This window comes from Proteiniphilum sp. (assembly GCF_034331125.1).
In the GTDB taxonomy this organism is placed as follows: Bacteria; Bacteroidota; Bacteroidia; order Bacteroidales; family Dysgonomonadaceae; genus Proteiniphilum; species Proteiniphilum saccharofermentans.
Genome location: NZ_JAXQGC010000042.1, coordinates 1 through 19,020, shown reverse-complemented (window position 1 = coordinate 19,020; position 19,020 = coordinate 1). Strand labels below are relative to the sequence as shown.

Annotated in this window: 21 protein-coding genes; 15 read left to right on the top strand and 6 right to left on the bottom strand. The window is 40.3% G+C overall.

From position 1 onward, the window contains the following. Positions 1-242 precede the first annotated feature (242 nt). The 12 genes from U2P89_RS10225 (at position 243) to U2P89_RS10170 (ending at position 12,376) form a co-directional block, all read left to right on the top strand. Positions 243-1,910: a nucleoside kinase gene (locus tag U2P89_RS10225; RefSeq protein WP_322191343.1), complete on the top strand. Its 1,668-nt coding sequence runs from the start codon at positions 243-245 to the stop codon at positions 1,908-1,910. 144 nt (positions 1,911-2,054) lie between these two features. Beyond that, on the top strand, positions 2,055-3,443 hold the full coding sequence (mnmE, locus tag U2P89_RS10220; protein ID WP_076930958.1) for a tRNA uridine-5-carboxymethylaminomethyl(34) synthesis GTPase MnmE: 1,389 nt from the start codon (positions 2,055-2,057) through the stop codon (positions 3,441-3,443). 246 nt (positions 3,444-3,689) lie between these two features. After that, the gene (locus U2P89_RS10215) at positions 3,690-4,616 is read left to right on the top strand and encodes a helix-turn-helix domain-containing protein (RefSeq protein WP_322191342.1); all 927 of its coding nucleotides are present in this window, start codon (positions 3,690-3,692) and stop codon (positions 4,614-4,616) included. Between the two features lie 2 nt (positions 4,617-4,618). Beyond that, positions 4,619-5,722, top strand: coding sequence for a site-specific integrase (locus U2P89_RS10210; RefSeq protein WP_322191341.1), 1,104 nt, complete (start codon positions 4,619-4,621; stop codon positions 5,720-5,722). A 37-nt stretch (positions 5,723-5,759) separates the two neighbouring features. Then, positions 5,760-6,755 (top strand): RhuM family protein, encoded by a 996-nt coding sequence (gene rhuM / locus U2P89_RS10205; RefSeq protein WP_322191340.1) that lies wholly within the window; start codon positions 5,760-5,762, stop codon positions 6,753-6,755. Between the two features lie 104 nt (positions 6,756-6,859). Then, positions 6,860-7,543: a mobilization protein gene (locus U2P89_RS10200; protein ID WP_322191339.1), complete on the top strand. Its 684-nt coding sequence runs from the start codon at positions 6,860-6,862 to the stop codon at positions 7,541-7,543. A 107-nt stretch (positions 7,544-7,650) separates the two neighbouring features. After that, positions 7,651-7,998 carry a helix-turn-helix domain-containing protein gene (locus U2P89_RS10195; protein WP_322191338.1) on the top strand — a complete coding sequence of 116 codons (348 nt, stop codon included), beginning with the start codon at positions 7,651-7,653 and terminating at the stop codon, positions 7,996-7,998. Between the two features lie 17 nt (positions 7,999-8,015). After that, positions 8,016-9,233 (top strand): VapE domain-containing protein, encoded by a 1,218-nt coding sequence (locus U2P89_RS10190; protein WP_322191337.1) that lies wholly within the window; start codon positions 8,016-8,018, stop codon positions 9,231-9,233. A gap of 234 nt (positions 9,234-9,467) precedes the next feature. Beyond that, on the top strand, positions 9,468-9,857 hold the full coding sequence (locus U2P89_RS10185) for a CHC2 zinc finger domain-containing protein (RefSeq protein WP_322191336.1): 390 nt from the start codon (positions 9,468-9,470) through the stop codon (positions 9,855-9,857). An 84-nt stretch (positions 9,858-9,941) separates the two neighbouring features. Further along, positions 9,942-11,519 (top strand): IS21 family transposase, encoded by a 1,578-nt coding sequence (gene istA, locus U2P89_RS10180; RefSeq protein ID WP_322191335.1) that lies wholly within the window; start codon positions 9,942-9,944, stop codon positions 11,517-11,519. Next, positions 11,485-12,240, top strand: coding sequence for an IS21-like element helper ATPase IstB (gene istB, locus U2P89_RS10175; RefSeq protein WP_322191334.1), 756 nt, complete (start codon positions 11,485-11,487; stop codon positions 12,238-12,240). Before istA ends, istB begins: the two co-directional genes overlap by 35 nt. Then, the gene (locus tag U2P89_RS10170; RefSeq protein WP_322191333.1) at positions 12,230-12,376 is read left to right on the top strand and encodes a hypothetical protein; all 147 of its coding nucleotides are present in this window, start codon (positions 12,230-12,232) and stop codon (positions 12,374-12,376) included. Before istB ends, U2P89_RS10170 begins: the two co-directional genes overlap by 11 nt. 129 nt (positions 12,377-12,505) lie before the next feature. Here the strand turns inward: U2P89_RS10170 and U2P89_RS10165 are convergent, their stop codons facing one another. After that, complete coding sequence (locus U2P89_RS10165; RefSeq protein WP_091907781.1) at positions 12,506-13,690, bottom strand: ATP-binding protein; 1,185 nt, start codon at positions 13,688-13,690, stop codon at positions 12,506-12,508. Positions 13,691-14,065: 375 nt separating this feature from the next. Between U2P89_RS10165 and U2P89_RS10160 the strand changes: the two genes are divergently transcribed. Continuing rightward, positions 14,066-14,605 carry a helix-turn-helix domain-containing protein gene (locus tag U2P89_RS10160; RefSeq protein WP_322191332.1) on the top strand — a complete coding sequence of 180 codons (540 nt, stop codon included), beginning with the start codon at positions 14,066-14,068 and terminating at the stop codon, positions 14,603-14,605. A gap of 2 nt (positions 14,606-14,607) precedes the next feature. Here the strand turns inward: U2P89_RS10160 and U2P89_RS10155 are convergent, their stop codons facing one another. Further along, on the bottom strand, positions 14,608-14,898 hold the full coding sequence (locus U2P89_RS10155; RefSeq protein ID WP_175533595.1) for a helix-turn-helix domain-containing protein: 291 nt from the start codon (positions 14,896-14,898) through the stop codon (positions 14,608-14,610). 99 nt (positions 14,899-14,997) lie between these two features. On the opposite strand from U2P89_RS10155, the gene U2P89_RS10150 reads away from it, so the two are divergent. Next, positions 14,998-15,588, top strand: coding sequence for a hypothetical protein (locus U2P89_RS10150; RefSeq protein ID WP_322191331.1), 591 nt, complete (start codon positions 14,998-15,000; stop codon positions 15,586-15,588). A 213-nt stretch (positions 15,589-15,801) separates the two neighbouring features. On the opposite strand, the gene U2P89_RS10145 is transcribed toward U2P89_RS10150, so the two are convergent. The 4 genes from U2P89_RS10145 to U2P89_RS10130 all read right to left on the bottom strand — a co-directional run bounded on the left by U2P89_RS10145 (position 15,802) and on the right by U2P89_RS10130 (position 18,136). Next, positions 15,802-15,936, bottom strand: a complete 135-nt coding sequence (locus U2P89_RS10145; protein WP_313382224.1) for a hypothetical protein — start codon at positions 15,934-15,936, stop codon at positions 15,802-15,804. Then, the gene (rhuM, locus tag U2P89_RS10140) at positions 15,937-16,773 is read right to left on the bottom strand and encodes a virulence RhuM family protein (RefSeq protein WP_091910190.1); all 837 of its coding nucleotides are present in this window, start codon (positions 16,771-16,773) and stop codon (positions 15,937-15,939) included. It lies immediately after the preceding gene. A gap of 266 nt (positions 16,774-17,039) precedes the next feature. Next, positions 17,040-17,459, bottom strand: a complete 420-nt coding sequence (locus U2P89_RS10135) for a helix-turn-helix domain-containing protein (RefSeq protein WP_091910187.1) — start codon at positions 17,457-17,459, stop codon at positions 17,040-17,042. Between the two features lie 470 nt (positions 17,460-17,929). Beyond that, positions 17,930-18,136, bottom strand: a complete 207-nt coding sequence (locus tag U2P89_RS10130) for a hypothetical protein (protein ID WP_139233516.1) — start codon at positions 18,134-18,136, stop codon at positions 17,930-17,932. A 115-nt stretch (positions 18,137-18,251) separates the two neighbouring features. On the opposite strand from U2P89_RS10130, the gene U2P89_RS10125 reads away from it, so the two are divergent. After that, positions 18,252-19,020, top strand: a 769-nt coding sequence (locus U2P89_RS10125; RefSeq protein WP_322191330.1) for a carboxypeptidase-like regulatory domain-containing protein, incomplete at its 3' end; no start/stop codon positions are given.

The following is a 19,020-nucleotide window of genomic DNA, read 5'->3' as shown; positions in this document are numbered from 1 at the left end:
CCTATTATATTCTGGAAATATAATGAAAGCCGAGAGAAATGCCAAGCTTGCTTGAGTTTTTCCGTTAAGTGAGGTGTAGAACAAGTTTACTCGTTTTGCCGAACGCAGAATTAACAATCGAGGAGTGAAGGCGACTCAAATAATCTAACTCGTTGAACTTTTCCGAGGCGCATCTTATATTATTTAAATATAGATAAAAAATCGTTGAATACAAATAAATGTGAAAAATAAAAAATAATAATATGACAGATACTGTACGTGTGCATTGTCTTAACACAAATGTATATAAAGAGGTGAAAATCGGTTCAACATTAGAAGAATTGATTGATGTTTTCGGGGTTACATCGCCCTATATGATTACAAATGCGAAAGTAAATAATAAAACAGAGTCATTATCCTATCGGGTATATCGGCCGAAAACGATAGAGTTTATAGACCTGACCCACTCTTCGGCCATGCGGACCTATGTACGGTCGCTCTGCTTTATTCTTGCCAAGGCTGTGAATGATACCCTCCCCCATGCGGAAACCTATATTGAACACGCTGTAGCAAGAGGATATTACTTCCAGATTGAGGCAGAGGTGCCGGTGGGTAAACCCGAACTGGATGCTATTCGTAGAAGGATGCGGGAAATCGTGGACGCGGATATCCCTTTCGTGCAGGTAGAAGAGGAAACTGCTAAAGTGGTGAAATTGTTTCGTGAACGGGGAATGGAAGATAAAGCCCGGTTGCTCGAAACGTCCGATTTTCTTTATGCCCGCTACTCGAAACTGGAAGAATATATCGACTATTTTTACGGCAGTCTGACGCCCTCTACCGGTTATATTACCCTGTTCGATATTCAACCGCACAATGGCGGTTATCTGTTACGGATACCCAACCGGGAAAATCCGGTAGAACTGGAACCTGAAATACAGCAGGAGAAACTGCTGAATGTGTATCGGGAGCATATTAAATTTCTGAAAATAAGTCAATTGGATAATGTGGGTGATCTTAACCGGGCAAAGCAGGAAAATCGTATGTCCGAAGTGATCCAAGTGGCGGAGGCTTATCAAGCTAATCAGATTGCCGGTATTGCTGAAGAGATTACCCGCCGGTTTAAGGAGGGAGTGCGTGTCGTCCTGATATCGGGACCCTCTTCTTCGGGAAAGACTACCTTCCGCAAACGGCTTGAAGTGCAATTGATGGTGAATCTGTTGAAGCCGGTGGGCATCTCCCTCGATGACTATTTCATTAACAGGGATCAGACACCTCTGGATGAACATGGGGAGAAAGATTACGAATCACTTTATGCGCTCGATTTGGAGTTGTTCGAACAACATATGCTCGCGCTTATGGCAGGAGACGAGATTGAACTGCCGTTTTATAATTTCATGACAGGTAAGCGGGAATTCAAGAAGAATTTCCTGAAAATGGAGGATAACAGTATCCTGATTGTGGAGGGTATCCACGGCTTAAATCCGGAATTGACGGAGCATATCCCTCCGGAGAAGAAGTTTATGGTCTATGTCTCTGCGCTGACTACTATTTCACTGGACGACCACAACTGGATCCCCGCTTCCGATAACCGGCTGATCCGCCGTATCGTACGTGATTACCGCTACCGCGGTTATTCGGCGGAACAAACTATCTCCCGTTGGGATAGTGTCCGGCGTGGTGAAGATAAATGGATTTTTCCCTATCAGGAGAATGCCGACGTGATGTTCAACTCGGCCATGATCTATGAACTGGCAGCTATCCGGCGCCATGCGGAACCTATCCTGCAGCGTGTGCCGCGTACCGTACCGGAATATTCCGAAGCATACCGCTTACTCAAATTCCTGGGTTATTTCAATTATATTACCGATCGTGAGTTGCCACCTACTTCGTTGCTTAGGGAGTTTGTGGGAGGAAGTAGTTTCAGGTATTAAGATGACTAATGCGCCAATGTGACTAATGAAACTAATGTGCTGATGTGACAATGAGACAAACAACGTTCAGCGGAATTCGTTAGAATCGGCGGAACCAATAGAAGTATAGTTAAATAGTTCCCCGTATCATACCGGGGCATACATATGACAGAAGATATAATTTGTGCAATATCTACTCCTCCCGGTATGGGAGCGATAGCAGTTATCCGCCTTTCTGGCGAGGGAAGCTGTTCTCTGACCGACCGGATATTCCATTCTCCCTCCGGTAAAAAACTAAGTGAAGCTGCTGCCAATACCGTCCATTTCGGGAGGATCATGGGCGACGATGAAGTACTGGACGAGGTACTGGTCACCGTTTTTCGTGCACCCCATTCCTTTACGGGTGAGGAGAGTGTCGAGATATCCTGTCACGGATCGGTGTATATCCAGCAGAAGATCATGGAACTATTACTTGCCAACGGAGCCCGGTTGGCAGAGGCGGGAGAATTCACCCGTCGCGCGTTCCGGAATGGGAAGTTCGACCTGAGCCAGGCCGAGGCTGTTGCCGATCTGATTGCTTCTTCCTCACGGGCTTCGCACAGGGTGGCGATGAACCAGATGAGGGGAGGTTTTGCCAAAAAACTGTCCGATTTGCGGGATAAGTTGTTGCAGTTTGTTTCACTGATCGAACTGGAACTCGATTTTTCGGAAGAGGATGTGGAGTTCGCTAACCGGGAGCAACTCTACCTGTTGACCGAAGAGATTGAGCAGGAGATCGGAAAGCTGGTTAGTTCTTTCCGTTTGGGAAATGCCATTAAGAGCGGTATTCCGGTCGCTATTATCGGCGAGACCAATGCCGGTAAGTCGACCTTGCTGAATTTGTTGCTCAATGAGGAGAAAGCCATCGTCAGCGATATCCACGGCACCACACGTGATGTGATAGAAGACACCATGAACATAGGAGGTGTTACATTCCGTTTTATCGATACGGCCGGTATCCGCCAGACTTCCGATACCATTGAGACAATGGGTATCGAACGTACATTCCGGAAAATTGAACAGGCATCCATTGTGCTGTGGGTAGTCGACCTGACCACACCACGGGAGAAGATCGAGTCGCTGGCTACATCTATTGTGCCAAAGACAAAAGAAAAGCATCTTATACTGTTATTCAACAAAGCCGATCTGATACCGCAAGATAAGCGTACAAATGTAGAAGACATCCTGCTCGGGGTAGGGGATAACCGACTTTTTATCTCAGCAAAGCAACAGTATAATACCGGCAGGTTACAGGAGTTGTTAATCAAAGCCGCCGCTATTCCTGCTATTAGCGAGGAAGACGTGATCGTAACCAACCTGCGTCATTATGAAGCCCTCACCAAAGCATTTGAAGCTATCCTTCGTGTAAAAGAAGGTCTGGAGATCGGCATCACCCACGATTTCCTTTCCCAGGACATCCGCGAATGCATGTTCCATCTCGGCGAAATCACCGGTCAGATATCGACGGATGAGATACTGGGAAATATTTTTAGTAAGTTCTGCATCGGAAAGTAACTATATGTGTATCATTGGTTTATAAGTGTAAGAAAATATCATAAACCGCTATGAATTAGCGGTTTTATTTTTCTCTTAAATTATCATTATTATTTGATAATATGATATGTTATGCCTATTTTTGTACCGTATTTGTATCGCGAATACGAAAAAATAGTTTTATCGATATTCCAATTCATAGATAGTATATGATTGGAACACATTGAATCAAGGTGAAACTCGATGAAACAAAAATAGGGATAAATTATGAGCTCAAATTTAGAAATTCAGAAAAAATGCGAATGGTGTAATCGGTTGTTTATAGCGAAAACTACGACAACTCGTTATTGTTCCCATAGCTGTAATTCCAAAGCCTATAAACAAGCAAAAAAAGACGAACGGGGGAAAAAATATGCCCTGAATGCAATCGGATATCGAACCATGCATCGAATTGAGCAAATAAGTGAGAAATATGAAGTAATAAAGAACAAAGAGTTTCTTACCGTTTCCGAAACAGCATTTCTGTTAAGCGTTGGCCGGACGACAATTTATCGTTATTTGCATAGTGGTATATTGTCTGCTTTTCAAACCAACGGGAAAACTTTTATTCGCCGAGAGGATATAGACGCGTTATTCGATGATCCGGAACCATATAGAGCTCGACCAACAAAAGGACAGAAACTCATGACTGACTTTTATACCATTTCGGAAATAAAGGATAAGTTTAATGTGAAGGAGTCCTGGATTTACAAAGTTGCAAGAGAGAATAATATCCCGAAAACCTTGAGTAGAGGAAAGTCTTATTTTAGTAAAAAACATATTGACCGTTATTTCGAAAGTAAAAACGGTCATAGTTCACTCGAAATTGAAAGTTGGTATAGTGTAGAGCAGTTACAGGAAAAATACAAACTAACTAAAGCAGCTATTTATTCTTTTGTTTCCGAAAACAATATCCCGAAGAAAAAGGAAGGGCGTAATGTCTTTTATTCACAAACTCACTTTGATACAGCAAAAGGATATGTAAAGCCGGAATATTACAGCGTTGAAGAGGCTATACAAAAATATGACTTAACTCGTGACGCATTATACCATTACATTAAGTATCATAATATTTCCAAAATAAAAGAGGGAAGATACATCAAAATATCAAAACCGGAATTGGACAAATTATTTGAAATGCAAATCATCGAATAACTATGGCAACTATACCAAAAGTAACATTGAGAAAAAGAGTTGTGTCGGGTGCGAAAGAAAGTTTGTATCTCGACTTCTATCCGCCAATACGTGATCCTTTTACAATGCGCATGACACGTCGGGAATCATTAGGCATTTATATTTATGCCAAACCGAAAAATGAAATGGAGCGGGAGTTCAATCAGGAAATGATAATGAAGGGCGAAGTTATTCGTGGATTGAGAGTACAGTCTTTGATTAATGAAGAGTTTGGTTTTCTTGATAAAAACAAGAAAAAAGTGGATTTTCTATCTTACTTTAAAATGAAGGCTCAGAAAAAAGACCAGAAATGGATGAAAGTATATCTGCACTTTAATAAATTTGTGAATGGTAAATGTTCTTTCGGGGATGTCACGGTGGAACTTTGTAATAAATTCAGGGATTATCTTCTTAATGCTCATCATTTGAAGCGTAAAAACAAGAAGATCTCTCAAAATTCGGCTTCCGGATATTTCTCAACTTTCCGAGCGCTTTTAAAAATAGCGTACAAAGAAAAGTTTTTCAGCGAAAATCTCAATGACTTCCTTGAATCTATTGATACGACCGATGTGAAAATAGAATATCTCACTTTAGAGGAAGTGAAGAAGTTGGTCGAAACTCCGTGTAAGATTCCTTTTCTAAAGGAGGCATCATTATTTTCTTGCCTCACTGGATTGCGTATCAGTGATATTTTAAATCTGGAATGGAAAAATATTGTTCCCGCTTCTGAAGGTGGTTATTGCTTGCGGTTAAGAACAGAGAAAACCGAGACGGAAACCACATTACCCATAAGCGATGAAGCTTTGAAATTATGTGGAGAACGAAGCGAGGGAAAAGTTTTCAAAGGCTTAAAGAGATTTATGGTTTTCCAACCGCTGAAAAATTGGGTAGAAGATGCAGGTATTACAAAGCACATTACCTTTCATTGCTTCCGCCATACGTTTGCCACTTTGCAGATTGCATTGGGAACCGATATATACACGGTAAGTAAAATGCTTACTCACAAAAACGTTTCAACGACACAGATATATGCCGATTTGGTAAACGCCAAAAAGCGGGAATCAGCTAATAAAATAAGTTTAAAATAATAGTGGTGGCAATGTCCCCACGAAATAATTCTAAATTATGGATAGAGAAGAATTGAAAATCGGCGATAGCCAAATCGTTATTTATCAAGCACCAGACGGAACGGCAAATCTTGACGTTAGATTGGAGGATGAAACTGTTTGGCTTAACCGCCAACAAATGTCTGAACTTTTTAATAGAAACATAAAGACGATAGGGAAGCATATAAATAATGCACTAAGGGAAGAATTGGACGGATTTTCAGTTGTCGCAAATTTTGCGACAACTGCCGCAGATGGTAAAACTTATCAGGTGGAACACTATAATTTGGATATGATTTTATCTGTTGGTTATCGGGTAAAATCTAAACAAGGTATACGATTTCGTGGCTGGGCAAACAAAGTATTAAAAGAATATCTTATTAAAGGTTATGCTGTTAGTGAAAAAATTAAATCTAAGCAATACGAGGAACTAAAACAAACCGTAAAGCTGTTGGCCAACGTTATTGAAAACAAACAAGAGTTGTCGAGTGATGAAGCAACCGGATTGTTACGGGTAATCACCGATTATACTTATGCACTTGATACTTTGGATAAATACGATTATCAACAATTAACTGTTGAACGGACTACTAAAGGAGATAAATTTCATGCAACATATGAAATTGCGATGGAAGTAATCATGAACCTGAAAAACAAGTTTGGCGGAAGTGATTTGTTTGGAAACGAGAAAGATGAATCATTCAAAAGTTCTATTAGTACAATTTACCAAACATTTGACGGACAAGACCTCTATCCGAGCGTGGAAGAAAAAGCGGCCATGTTACTCTATTTGGTAACGAAAAATCATTCTTTTAGCGATGGAAATAAACGGATTGCCGCATTTCTCTTTCTTTGGTTCCTGGAGAAGAACGGTATTCTTTATAAAGCCGATGGTACAAAACTCATTGAAAACAACACATTAGTAGCTCTTACTCTTATGATTGCAGAGAGCCGAACGGAAGAGAAAGACGTAATGGTGAAAGTGGTTGTTAATCTGATAAATAAAAACAATTAGTAGTGATGTCTGAGCTGTGTCAACATTGTCGACACAAATTAGTGGGTTTTCAAAACCCACATTTAGGCGGAGAGAAATTAATAATAATTTGAGGAGTATATTGGATGAAAAGTAAATACCTTGAATATATTATAATCTACCTGTCAGTAGTTATTGGATGTATCGCTATTGCTGCACTTGTGAGAATTGTCGCAATCGAAATGGGAGCCGATGAATTTACTGCCAATATTGTCTTTTGGATGGTTGTGGGATTGGGAGTAGTTATCTACTGTATTCTTACACTCGCTATTCAGGGACTTTTAGAAAAAACATCCAAACTATTTTTTTCAAAATCAAAGAAATCAAAGGAACAGCAGGCTATAGCCAAATCTCTTTCTTTACATGAAATACGTGCCGAGAAACAAAAACAGGTAGACCGGCAAAAAGCAGAAAAACTGAATATTGCAATCCTCTACTCACAAAGAATATTCGCTCCATATATTTTAGATACTGATATGAACAGGTTATGCAAATACATTGAGTTCTATTCGGAAGGGACGTCTTATGAGAAGATAACTATTCAACCGGTAAGAGTAAAAGGACTTACTACCATTGATATTTTTCATTTCGGCTGGAATATCTGGAAGCATTTCACTGTAAGCAAACAAGATGAAATAGCCATTTTTCTCAAGAAAATATTTGCCGACCATTTGAGAGATGTTGAACCTGAAACAATTAAAAGGCATCTGAAAGATGATGAATTGAAAGGAATTATTAAAATTCAGGAGAATTTGCAGGAACATAACTAACCATTAAATACCATTACCCACAGTGTTTTTGAAGTGTTTTCCCTGTGTTTCGTAACACAAGGAAAACACTTTTTTCATTTGCACCGTAACAATTAAAAAAGATAGTTATGAATGTAAATGAAATTTCTTTTGAAAATCTGCCAAAAGCAGTATCTCATTTGATGAGCGAAATTGCTGAAATCAAATCATTGGTTGAAAAAACGAGAACTCCCGTTATTCCATCAAAACGCCTTCCTATTGGAATTGACGATGCATGCAAAATTATCGGTAAGGCCAAACCAACCGTTTATGCGCTTGTTCGCAAAAGATTACTCCCTTGTTATAAAAACGGTAAGAAACTCTATTTTTTCGAAGATGAGTTATTAGCATGGATTGAAAAAGGTCGAAAAAGGACCATCCATGAAATTGCCGCTGAATTGCAAGCCAGTGTACGCACGGGAAACACCCGTCGATAACAATTATTTGTTGCACGATGAATAAGAAGAAAAAGGATACTATCGATGGTAAGCAATCCAAGAATGAACGCATTGAAACTTTTCTTCGGGAACGGTACGACTTCCGGTTCAATACTGTGAAGAGCCGTACCGAGTTCCGGAAACGGGAAACAGGTCACCCGTTCTCTTCTCTCACGAAGTTCGATATCAATTCCATGCGCCGGCTGTTGGATGCGGCGCAAGGAATCATTACTTCCGGAGAGAACATCCGGGCGATTTTGGAAAGCGATTTCTGCCCGAAGGTCAATCCCGTTCAGGAATATTTTCATTCCCTGCCGGAGTTTCACGAAGAAGATGGTTCCGAAATAAGCCGGCTTGCCCGATGCGTTACCGTGCGGAATCCGGAGAAATGGCAAATGTACCTCTCCAAATGGTTAGTATCGGTCGTCGCAAATGCTATGGATGATTTTTCGTGCCGGAATCATACCTGTTTAGTGTTGACCGGTGAGCAGGGGAAATTCAAAACCACGTTTTTAGATTTGCTTTGTCCCGGAAGCCTGAAAAGTTACCTCTTTACAGGAAAAATCGATCCGCAAAACAAAGACGTACAAACGCTGATTGCTGAGTACCTTTTTATCAACATTGATGACCAGTTGAAAGCGCTCAACAAGCGGGACGAGAACGAGCTGAAAAATCTGATTACAGCTCCGCGCGTGAAATACCGCCGTCCCTACGATGTCTATATCGAAGAGTATCCGCACCTGGCAAGTTTTATGGCATCGGTAAACGGGAACGATTTCCTGACTGATCCTACCGGAAGCCGCCGTTTCCTGCCTTTCGAGGTGGTGAGTATTGATCTGGAAGCCGCCAGGCGGGTGGATATGGACAGGGTTTACGCTGAAGCGGTATGGTATTGGGAAAACGGTTACCGGTACTGGTTCAATGAAGCGGAAATAGCAGAACTGCACCGTGAAAACGAAGCGTTCCACGTGCAGACGGCAGAGTATGAAATGTTGCTCAAAGGCTTTGAAAAGCCGGAAGAGGGAACGGAATCATTTATGACCACATCCGAAATCCTCACCCATTTACGGGTTTATACAAACCTGAACCTACAGGAAAAACGGATGGGTGAAGCATTGAAGAAAGCGGGATTTGAACGGAAATCGAGGCGTGTGGGCGGAAGCCCCATGTACGTGTACCATATCCGTAAAATCACGCCCAACCCGTTTATATCCCCATTCTACAATGAAATGTAGTTACTACATTACTACAGGAGTATATAATCCAATGAAAGAAAAAGGATTACACAGTAGTAGGACAAAAAAGTATCGTTACGACATACTTACTACCTCACTACAAACCCAAATAAATGTAGTAGTTACTACAAAAGCAGGTATTACAACATTTTTTCCTTTCATTGTCAAACACTTGCAGGTAAATACATCGTGTAGTAAGATAAACCCCAAAAAGTTACAAAAAAATTCAAAATTATGACAGACGGACAAATAAAAACCATACCTATAAAGGATTACCTGAAAAGTAGGGGAATTCATCCGGCAAAGGAATATTCCGGTTACGGGATGTATAGAAGCCCGTTCAGGGATGAGGATACGCCGAGCCTTAAAGTCGATTACAACCGGAATCTATGGTTTGATTTTGGCAGCAATGAGGGAGGAAGCATCATCGATCTGGTGATGAAACTGGAAAAATGCCCGTTCATTGAAGCAATTGAGCATTTAAAAAAGTTTTCACTCATGCCCGTGAAAGGGGAAGAACATTCTTTTTCCTTTCACCGTGGTCCTGTAGCCGATAAGGAGAAAACAAACGGGATCACCCTGATAGAAGAAAAACCGCTGGAACACCCCAAATGTATATATTAATTAAAAAGTACCCCACATTTCAATTTAAAAGTATACCACTTACAACTATGAATGGATTTTATCCGTTCTTAACAAATGATAAGTATGTATACAAAACAGGAAATCATTATTAGCAGCTATCGTGATGGTAAAAGCCAGCGTACCATAGCCCGCGAACTGCAGATCAGTCGTAAGACTGTCAATAAGTACATTCAGGAGTATGAAGCAACTTTAGAATCCTCTGATTGCAAAGAGACAGCCGGTGCATTATTTTTATCCGGCAATCCGGTCTATAAGATGACTGTACCCCGCGGTAAACTAAAGCTGACAAACGATGTGCAAGAGTTCATAGATAAACTGCTATCTAAAAACAAAGAGAAGCTTGAGCAGGGATTGCAAAAGCAGCTGATGAAAAAGAAAGACATCCATGATGCACTGCTTGACCATGGTTTTGATGTAGGATACACCACGCTGTGCAACTACATAAGGCTTAAAGAGAAGCAGCAGTCATCTAAAGAGGCATATATCCGTCAGGCTTATGCACCTGGTGATATATGTGAATTTGACTGGGGTGAGATTAAACTTTTGATTGGTGGTAAACGCACAAGCTTACAACTTGCTGTTTTCACCAGTGCCTACAGTAACTGGCGGTATGCTTTTATCTATAACCGTCAGGATACACTCGCGTTTATGGAAGCTCATACACGCTTCTTTGAGAAGATTGGCGGTGTATACCGTGAGATGGTTTATGATAATATGCGGGTTGCAGTAGCAAGGTTTGCAGGTAATCATGAGAAAGAGCCCACTCGCGCTTTACTGGAGCTTAGAGGTCATTATCAGTTTACTCACCGCTTTACCAACTTCTATCGCGGGAATGAGAAAGGTCACGTAGAGCGCAGCGTGGAGTACGTGCGCCGTAAAGCCTTTGCTCCCAAAGATGATTTTAACTCTGCCCATGAAGCTCAACGGTGGCTTGATTCCACTTTAGAGAGGCTTAACGGGGTTAAACAGCAGGGTACGGGCAAGAGTGCCAATATGCTTCTGGAGGAAGAGAGAAGAGTTCTGGGCAAACATCCGGTATCAGTGATGATTTGCAGTGAACAGATCCAGCTAAGAGCAGATAAATATGCAACCGTCAGCCATCAGGGCAACCGTTACTCTGTACCCGATCATCTGGTAGGCCTGTTTGTTGATGTGAGCATCAGAAGCAGAGAGGTATATATCTTCTTTGAAAATAAACGGGTTGCCATTCATTCCCGTAGCTACAAGCCTCATGACTGGGTAATTGATATAGAACATTACCTTGGCACATTCAAGAAAAAGCCGGGAGCTATTGCCGGAAGCAAGGCTCTGGCAGACAATAATTATCTGAGAGATCTTTATCTCAACTTCTTCCAGGATGAGCCTCGTGAGTTTATTGAACTGTTATCTTACTGCCGTGAACAGATGGTTAGTGAAGAGAAGCTGGAAGAATCAGTAAAGCGATTACTTGGCACCTGTGGTGACAATGTTACTGTCGAGAGGCTGCTAGCTCTTATTGGTAACAAGCATCCTGTAACACCAATAACAGAGACCACAGATAATATAGCCATTAAAGCTAAAGAACAACTAACCTGGATTACCCAATTAATGCATCAAACAAACAACAATGGACAATATAAATCAGCAAATAGCAGAATATAGCAAAGCTCTCAGACTGCCTGTTTTCAGACGAGATTACAAAGTGCTTGCAGCAGAGGCTGCTAAAGAGAGGATCGATTATGAAGAGTACCTTCTAAGACTCATGGAACGTGAGTGGGAAGTTAAGCAGGAGAACCGTAAAAAAGCTCAGATAAGGAATGCCAGGTTCCCTTCCAAAATGTATCTGACTAACCTTGAGCGAGATCAATTGCCACAGGGTGCAAAGGAAAAACTGCCTCTGCTTGAAAGACTGGATTTTATAGCATCATCACAAAATGTGATACTATCCGGTAACCCGGGTACAGGCAAAACACACATAGCGATAGGGATTGGACTTAAAGCCTGTATGCAGGGATACAAAGTATTGTTTACAACCGTACACAGGCTACTGACTCAATTGCGTGAATCGCAGTCCCAAAAGACTTTAAAACAGGTTGAAAATCAATTTGAAAAGTATGATCTGGTAATATGTGATGAGTTTGGATATGTATCTTTCGATAAGCAGGGAGCAGAGTTGCTGTTTAATCACCTCTCTTTAAGAGCAGGAAGAAAATCAACCATCATAACAACAAACCTTGGCTTTGACCGGTGGGAAGAGATCTTTGGAGACCCTGTACTTACAGCTGCTCTTGTAGACAGGCTAACCCACAAAGCACATCTTGTAAATATGAATGGTGAATCGTACAGATTAAAGGAAACTAAAAAAATGATGAATGAAAAATGAAAATAACAGTCAGAATAAGAACGCCTGTTTCCCTGTTGTTGGCGGTAACGCCAACAACAGGGAAACAGACTTGGAGATTAATTTAAAATGGTATACTTTTGGATTGAAATACCGGTATACTTTTGGGGTGAAATAAACAAACTGTATGATTATTGAAAAATAATTCAGAATTTTGAATTCCACGAAAATTTTGAATTTTCAATCTGGCTACTTCCATAAATGTTCGATATATCAGATGTGAGTTATATACTATGTTTAATTTTAATTAGAATAATTCCTTGGGATTAATCTTTAAGAAATCCTCATAAGGAACTCCCCCTGTACCGACCAATAACATTTTATCAGGATGAAATCTCTCATTAAATATCCCCATCCCTGCATTATCTGCATTGGCTCCACTTTTTACTTCCAATCCAATTACCTTATCTCCTTTTTTAAGTATAAAGTCTACTTCATTATTACCTTCTCGCCAGTAATAGAAATCATACCTTTCAGAAATCGAATGATTCAGTAAATGAGCACCAACGGATGATTCAACCAACCTGCCCCACAGTTTTGGGTTTACAATGGCTGTCGAATAGGTTTCGTCATCTTGCGATGTTAGCAATGCGTTATTATATACTTGAAACTTCGGGCTGGAAGATCGTTGCCGGATTACACTTCCTGCATATTTCTCCAATCCTCCTAACAAGCCACAATCAGATAACAACTTGAGGTAATTCGCCAAAGTCGTCGTATTCCCTGCATCCTGTAGCTGTCCTATGATTTTGGTATATGAAAGAATTTGCCCTGAATATAGGCAGCCAAGTTCAAATAGTCGCTTCAATAATGCCGGTTTGTCGACACGAGTCAACATCAAAATATCTTTTGAAATACTGGTCTCTATAAGGGAATCTTTTATGTAGTTTTTCCAACGCTCTTCATCTTCAATTAATGAAGCAGAGCCCGGATATCCGCCGAAATAAATATACTGTTCAATAGACCAGTCAAAAGCATCCTGCATTTCAGCGAGCGACCAATGTCCAAGATAAAACGTCTCGAAACGTCCGGCCAGCGATTCCGTTAAACCTTTCTGAATAAGTAGGCGTGAAGAACCTAGCAGGATAACTTTGATATTTACATTCTCGCGGGTATCCTTATCCCATTGCTGTTTGACAAACTCACTCCAGTTATCAATCTTTTGTATCTCGTCAATCACAAGAAGGTATTCCGAAGCACCGGAGGCTTTCATTTTTAGTCTGGCCGTCTCCCATGCTTGCATCAGCCATGCCGAGTTAGTTGCCGCGATAGCATCAGCCGACTCATATACATATGATATGGATAATTGAGACAGCAATTGATTTACCATAGTAGTTTTACCTACCTGGCGAGGCCCAAGAATTACCTGAATGAACTTTCTTGGCTCTTCTATTCTTGATTTAACCTGTTTCAAATAAGGACGTTCGTACATCTTAAAATAATTTACTCAATATTTCGAGCAAATTTACTCAAAATATTTAGACTGCCAAAACAAACCGGATTTTTTATCAAATTCTTTTCCACTGATTTACTCATCTTCCGCACATTAAGCTGGCTACTACAACCAATCGTAATTTCGTAGATAGTACGGAATTGTCAATTGTGTAATGCTGCGCAGGGCATATCCTCCGGCGGAGTGGAGCTATGGGAAAAGCACATAGAATCAGGGACCGATGAAGAAGACTATATGTTGTGCTGGACATAGCAAGCATATTTAAGTCGGCTTGAATTAAATCAGGAGAAATAACTCGTGTTAGTAGTGTCAGGTCTTGAATACCTCTTTACAACACATAAAACAAAGAATAATATGGAATTTATAATGATAGACGCAGCTTTATTTGATTCGCTGCTCGAGAAACTAAATAAATTAGCGGATGAAGCCAACAAGATACGCAACAATGAGAAAGATGCTATCTTAGAACAATGGCTGGATGGTCAGGAGGTTTGTGAAATCTTGGGTGTCACCAAGCGGACATTGCAAACATTACGCGAAACAGGTAAAATAGCCTATGCAATTAACAGCTTTATGAAACATACTAGGATGGATCAATCAGACGAACGGGTAAATTCATTGATGAAAACCATTGAGACGTTAAGTAGTACTTTATCTGAAATAAGAAAAAGCACGATGAGACGACCACTGAATAACGAATTCTACCTTACTGACAAAGAATTATCAGTGGGATTAAAAGTAAGTCGTCGAACATTACAAGAGTGGCGATATAGCGGACAGATTTCGTATTTCCGGATAGGCGGTAAGATGGTTTTCGAGAGAACGATATTCAGGCTGTTCTTGACAAAGGTTTTTGTAGTTCATTTAGATAAGCACTCCGTTTATCGTAAATAAGTTCAGCCGCAAGAAACCTTAAAGCTTGCGGCTGATATGCGCGTATATGTGTGAGTTTCTTCTATCACTGCCGCCGGCAAACCATTGTCTATACTCAATAAGGAAAGAACGTCCGGGTAATATGGCGACAGAACAAGTTCGTATACACGTTGTTTCATTGAAAACTCATGAAACTCTTCTTCACTCATCTTCTTGTACCTGGAAACAGTTCTGCGATCAACACCCAACTTTTTTGCAATTTTACTATCCGAATTGCCCGGATTACTGGAAAGTTCTTTAACTTCGTACCACATACGTACCTTTCTAAGGTCATGTATCTGAGTCTTCATAGTGTTTGTATTTTCGTGAATTACAAATATATGAAGACTCTTCTTTAACCCTTTTTATGTACATTGCATATTGCCAATTTCTGTACATTCAATCTTGCCGAAAATTGTACATGCGAAGTTACTGATTACAATACTTCCAATAGACAATTACAAACTGTAGTTAAGATTTTGTTCAATGGTAAAATTAAAGAAAATCATGGGGTAAATTTACAAAAAAGACCTGATATAGTTATTTTAGCAGACGAATCAACAGTTTCAATTACAGGTACAGAAGACTTTTCACGAGAAACAGACCTGGTTGTAGTCAATAAGGTATTAATTATTGAACTTAAACGTGGTGGTTTTCAGATAAAAAAGGACGAGAGAAACCAAGCTCAAAACTATATTGAAGAATTAATGGCATTAGGTATTAAAGCATCTTCATTTAATACCTTTGTTGTAGGTGATACTTTTGCAAACACTCTCCAACGTCATTCATCTGTAGGAGATAATAAAGAAGGTAGCGTATATGTTACTACTTTTTCTCAATTAGTAGACACAGCCGAAAAGCGTATGTTTGGGCTTCGCAAAAAATTAAGTACAATGTATGATGATATTCCTGGAATGGACCTATATCTACATGTAAGCTACCCAGCACTTCATCTTTCAATGTAATTATCACTTCTTTTTGGTCTATATTTTTTTTGTCAGAAGTGTCATTTTCAAAGGTAGGTAGTACTTCTTGCGTACTTTGTTGGTTGCTTTGTCCACAACTAACAAAAGTTGATAAAAAAACTATTGTAAAAATTAGCAATGTTTGCCTCATAATTTTTGAAAATCTACAACGGTATCATTTTTGTGAGAAAATGACGCTTAACGTGCGGAATTTTATTTCTTCTCCTTCAACAACTGCTCCAGAAGAGCGCTTTTTTCTTTCTCCAATTCGAGCATCCGTTCATAGAGGGCTATTTTTTCCTTACTCAGTTCGAGAATTTGTTCGATTGGGTTCCGGCTAAATACCACCTAAATATTGTAATTGGGAATTATTACCCCGGCATCGATATCCAGTATAGAAAAAGCAAATAACTTTTTTCCCAGATCCTTCAGGGATGCACCAATATGATAAACCTGGCTATCAATAATAAGGAACCGGTCATGAAAGAGCTTATATTCCCGGATGATTATTTCCGGATATTGGTTATTGAGCCGTTCCAGATCCAGTTGTAATTGACGGTTACAATTTCCTGTGTAAATGGCAGCATTCACGCCTGGATTTCTTTTGGCCAACATCAAGAGTACACTTTCATCAACATAGTTGTCAATTAGGATTAATGATTTTTTTGCTGATTTGATCAAGTTGGTAGCGAATACATAAGCATCGAATATTTGCCCATTAAAGAAAATACCTTCCACCGGAGGTAACGAAGTCCGGACAAAGAAATCGATCTTTTCTTCATGTTCGCAAACGGTCTTTTCCAGTTTTTCTATACGTTGATTAATGGCATAGCCTTTAAACATATACTCTTTCAAGATAGAAGTAGACCATCTCCGAAATAAGGTTGCATTTTTACTATTAACACGATATCCAATGGACAGTATGGCATCAAGATTATAGAACTTGGTTATATACTTTTGTTTTCCATCATTACCCATATGTTCCAAAATGGAACATGTGCTTTCTTCATCTAATTCCCCGCTTTTATATATATTGCCAAGATGTTTAGTTATGGCCGGTCTCTTTGTTCCAAACAATTCAGCAATTTGTGCCTGGGTAAGCCATACCGTTTTATCTTCCAACCGGACTTCCAGTCTGACTGTTTCGTCGGGCTGATAAAGTATTATTTCCCCGTGTTGCTCCATATTCTACATAATTCTTGTTTTGTGTAAAAGTCCATAGAGCTTTTTAAGTAGACTTTACTTCTGTTTATGTACCCCCAGTGGAATGTGGAAAGGAAGAAACGGGAATCTTATTTCTTGTCCTTTAATAATTGTTCCAGAAGAGCGGTTTTTTCTTTCTCCAGTTCGAGCATCCGTTCGTACAGGGCTGTTTTTTCCTTACTCAGTTCGAGAATTTGTTCAACTGGGTTATACGTGCCAGCAAAATTTTCATTTGTAATCTCACTGTGTTACCCTCTTTTTTTGTCGTCTAACAGCTTCTCCAGTAATTCGATCTTTGCTTGCTCCTTTTCCAATAACTTTTCAAAAAGTTCGACAATCTTCTCAACGGGGTTGTAATGGTTTGTACTATTATCAATAGCTACATATCCTCTGCCGTGATTATTCTCTATGCTATTATTCTCGATAATCACCGTTACCGGGTCTTCTTCCAATTCCTTGATCAATTCAGGGGCTACGTTCAACGCTTTGGCAAATTTTTCGACCATATCATCTTCGATAACTTTTTTATTTTCATAATAAGACACAAGAGCCTGACTGATTCCCATGTCGGCAGCCAGGGCTTCCTGTTTTTTTCCCAGTGTACGCCGGAAACGTTTGACGGCATGCCCGTGGTGGGTGTTTTTTACTGTTTGTTCTTTTGTTTCCATATGTCTTTGAAAGTTATTTTATTACTGCAAATATATGCAAAAAACGGAACACATTGATAACTATTAATGTGAAATTGATAAATACCAATAAACTTCGTAACAGATATTTTATAAAATCTTCCTTACTTTGAACGTTTAACAAACAATAAGTGAATTTATTTAAAAATAAAACGCTATGGGACCATAACGAAATTTAAAACGAATTATTATCTTTGTGTCGTAAAACTACGGTACGAAGTAATATAGCGCTTTTTTGGTCTTTTCACCGAATCCGCAAAATTCAAAGTCAGAGACCAAAGAATGGAAGCGCCCTTAGCAATAAGGGCGTGGACATTGTTTTATTCTCTGACGAAGGCCCTTGCGGAGCCTGGTGATAGGAATAACGACAATCGTCCGCGCCTCTTTTTTATATCCCCGCATATACATCAGAGTTTATCGAATAAGATTTCAGATGCCTGACTTTCGCAATCTTATTCCTTTATCAATAGAATATCTATACTTCGCCAGTACGATTGCCCGTTACCGCACCGGGTTTCAGTTACCTGAAAACTCACTCCTCTCTTAGCCGGTTTTCGCCGGAAATACCTGTTGAATGCAAGTTTCGCAAGTTGTCCGTTCGCCTGTGGAAATGAAATAGGGTTGGGAAACGAAAAGACCTGTGAAACTTGAGCATTCATTTTTCAATAAACGCCGACAAGCATTTGCCGTTCGTAACGGATCAGGTTCACTGTCGGCCTGTAAGGATACAACATATCCTTGTACGGATTTAATTTTAATCGCATGAATAAAACAATGAAAATCATCCAATTGCCCCAATGGGGCAGGGTAGGGTTATCCCTTACCATCCAGTTTATTTCTGTTTTTGTATTATTGGGCACAGTCAACGGTTTTGCCGGTAATTATGTTCCCGAATCGCAAACTTCTTTTGGTGTGCAACAGCAAAAAAGGCAGGTGTCTGGAACCGTGACGGATGTGAACGGTGAACCTGTTATCGGTGCCAACGTGATAGAGAAAGGTACTGCAAACGGTACCGTAACCGATACCGACGGACGTTTTTTCCTCACGATAGAGAGCGGGGGCGTACTCCAGATCTCCTATATCGGCTATCTGGGGCAGGAAATCAATACCGCCGGAAGAACTTCTTTCGATATTGTGTTACAGGAGGATACGAAACTATTGGCTGAAGTGGTGGTCATTGGTTACGGCTCATTGGATAAGCGACAGGTAACAAGCGCCATCACTTCATTGAAAGGTGAAGATATGATGGTGGGTGTAGGCGGTGCCGATATCACTTCTGCCTTGCAGGGAAAGATAGGCGGCCTTGTGATGAACAATTTAGGGAGTGCCAATTCAGGTACGACCATTCAGTTACGCGGTATGACATCCATCAATGCCGGAAAATCTCCTTTAATCGTCATTGATGGTTTCCCGGGCGGCGATATCCGTTCATTGACACAGGAAGATATCCTATCGATCGATGTGCTGAAAGATGCTTCCGCCGGAGCTATCTATGGAACACGTGCGGCATCGGGTGTGATCCTGATCACCACGAAAAGCGGAT